Annotated in this window: 3 protein-coding genes; 1 reads left to right on the top strand and 2 read right to left on the bottom strand. The window is 41.8% G+C overall.

Annotation, left to right across the window (positions count from 1 at the left end; all coding sequences use genetic code 11):
- Positions 1-124: 124 nt before the first annotated feature.
- The gene (locus ACYQ2O_RS11675; protein WP_459796667.1) at positions 125-529 is read right to left on the bottom strand and encodes a hypothetical protein; all 405 of its coding nucleotides are present in this window, start codon (positions 527-529) and stop codon (positions 125-127) included.
- Positions 530-854: 325 nt separating this feature from the next.
- Positions 855-1,304 (bottom strand): HTH domain-containing protein, encoded by a 450-nt coding sequence (locus ACYQ2O_RS11670; protein ID WP_459770695.1) that lies wholly within the window; start codon positions 1,302-1,304, stop codon positions 855-857.
- A gap of 214 nt (positions 1,305-1,518) precedes the next feature.
- Between ACYQ2O_RS11670 and ACYQ2O_RS11665 the strand changes: the two genes are divergently transcribed.
- Complete coding sequence (locus ACYQ2O_RS11665; RefSeq protein WP_459796666.1) at positions 1,519-2,508, top strand: DUF4153 domain-containing protein; 990 nt, start codon at positions 1,519-1,521, stop codon at positions 2,506-2,508.
- Positions 2,509-2,567 lie beyond the last annotated feature (59 nt).

Raw genomic sequence — 2,567 nt, 5'->3', positions numbered from 1 at the left:
AGTCCAATGGGACAACTGAAGAAAATGTTTGGGTAATGAAACACACAGAATGAGCCATTTTAATATTAAAATTGAAGAGTTACCATCTCTAGAAAAAAAGTTTCCGCCAAAGTCTTGACACATACTAAAGACGATCTTCAGTTGACAGACACTCCTTGGTCTGCTGCTCCAGTCTCGCAGCCAGATCATTTGCAATATAGTAGGTGTCCAGGCTGGTCACTCTCTCGAAGATATAACCGGAAGACTCTTTATGATGGTGACCCAGTATTATCCGATACATTAATACGATCAGATTTTCGAATAATTTAACACGGTAGTAATCAGCAAGCTGATAGGCGGTACCGATCTGTTCCACTTCATTTTGAATAATTTCAATATATTCATACAACACATTCAGTTCATCTTCAATAAAACCACCGTAGCTTCTCAAAGAAATAGGGGGATGACCAGAATGGTTCTCATATTTCAGAGAAAGATACCAGCCCCACAGAGCCTGATGGGTTCGTTCGTCTGTCAGTGAACTACCCACCACTTAAATCCTCCGGATTTTGAAGTGGGGGCTTCCTACGAACTCCATTCTTGTCTGCACAGGTTTCATGCAGACAGAGGAATCGGATATGGGTAGGCTCAAAAGGCAGTCCCTGCCTCATAGGTTTTCTTTTACTTGGCTAACGCCAAGGAATACTCAGTAGGCTTGGTTGTCGCCTATATAGACTTGGTTATCGTCTATATATAAAGTATACCAAATGAGAATGACATTAACCACTTCAAGCTATCGCTTGACCGAAATTCATCTCCCACTTTCACTGGTGCTTCGCACCCATACGCTTAGAAGTGGGAGACTTCTTTCGGAATTACGTTAAAATAGTCCCGTCGTTGTTTGAACTGAGAAGATCTTCACCTTGCAGAAAGTCCTGCCTGATCTGTCTGATATCCTTTACGATAGTCGCTCTGCTTACAAAATAATGTTCAGCCAGCTCATGGTAGGACACCCGGTTTCCTTCAAGCAAGTTTCTGATTATTTCAAACTGTCGGTCAGCGGGATCCAGATCAATTCTTGTTCCTCTGCTGATAGCGGTTAAGCAGGACAGTTTGTCTGAATGGCTGCCGATCAGTCGGATACCTGCGCCTGGACGTCTTTCCAGAACGAGTGATGTATTCTGTATTAAATCATCCAGTTCCTTAAGATAAGCATGAATCGTACGTGCAGAAACACCCAGTCTATCAGCTAGAAAGGCAGCTGATCTGAACTGTTCATTCTCAATCAGCATACCTAGAAGCTTCTGTTTATTTTTGATCGTCACGATTCTCTCACCTCCTCTCTACAGGTCAATTATATCACTTTTATGTAAGCCCTAACATCTACTCTTTCTCATCAGGCAATGTTGAAGAAAAGTATACACCTCTTTATATCCCGCACTTACTTTCTAACAATTAGATTGCTAAATATGACCGCTAGGAGTATGATTTAGACACATTATATGACAGAGTAAAGTCTGTCGATCTGGAGGCCTTATCATGAATAGAACCCGTTTTCTTGCACGTTTCAGACAAAGGAGCATGGCTGTATTCGGACGATTTCCACTATCAATTTTCTTTCTAGCTGTGACTACTCTGATAGTTATGGCTGATATCCAGCTTACTCGGACATCCTTGACAAGAGAAGCCTTTTCTGCCGGACTGGGTGCTCTTTTTCTAGCATGCGGGCAGTTGTGGAACGAAAAGAATGAGCGGCAGAAAACCCGTTCATCCTGGCTTATACTACTGGTTTCTGCTCTATCAGCCTTTCTTTACTATATATATCTAAGGCAAATCAACTTTGCATCTGATCAGTCAGCGATGATCAGGACGATCGTAGTCATCTTCATAGCCAGTGTTATGCTGATTACGATCCCGACAAGTCGCAGAGCATATACCTTTTCACAGTCCCTGATTGCTTATATACGGACATTTTTCAGTAGTCTGCTTCTAGCTGTTGTCTTTTACATTGGCGTAGCAGCAATTCTGGCAACATTCAGTACACTTTTCACTCAGCTGAGCTTTGAATGGTACAGTCATTCAGCTGCCATTATTTTCCTGTTTTTTGCTCCTGTGTATTTTCTATCCGGTATTCCGGAATTCTTTAGAGACAAAAATGATCAGACAGTAATAGAAGCCATCAGTCGACCAAAAATTTTAGCTGTTCTGGTAGACTTCATAGTCGTCCCTCTGATCCTTATTTTCTCGGCATTACTTATTGCCTATATCGGTGCAAACATTACTGGAGAATTCTGGCTGGACAGTCTGATCGAACCTATGCTGATCAGCTACGTAGCTGTCGGATTCATTACGCTCTTTTTAACTGAGCAGTCCACGAAGCAGTGGGTCCGTCTGTTCAACCGATACTTTCCATACCTGCTGCTGGTCATTGCTGTTTTTCAGAGTATCTCTTCATCTATAAAACTCAAGTTTCGCACCCCTAAGAACGACGTTCTATCCTTTTACCGTAAAGATCAGTTAGAATATTGAACTTAAAAGTACAGAAAAAGACACCTCTCTTTGGTAAAATGTAGTTACCAACAAACATT

The sequence above is a fragment of the Alkalibacterium sp. m-11 genome, from assembly GCF_054658155.1.
Note: the sequence above shows the minus strand (reverse complement) of the source record. Positions and strands in the feature narration are given on the sequence as shown.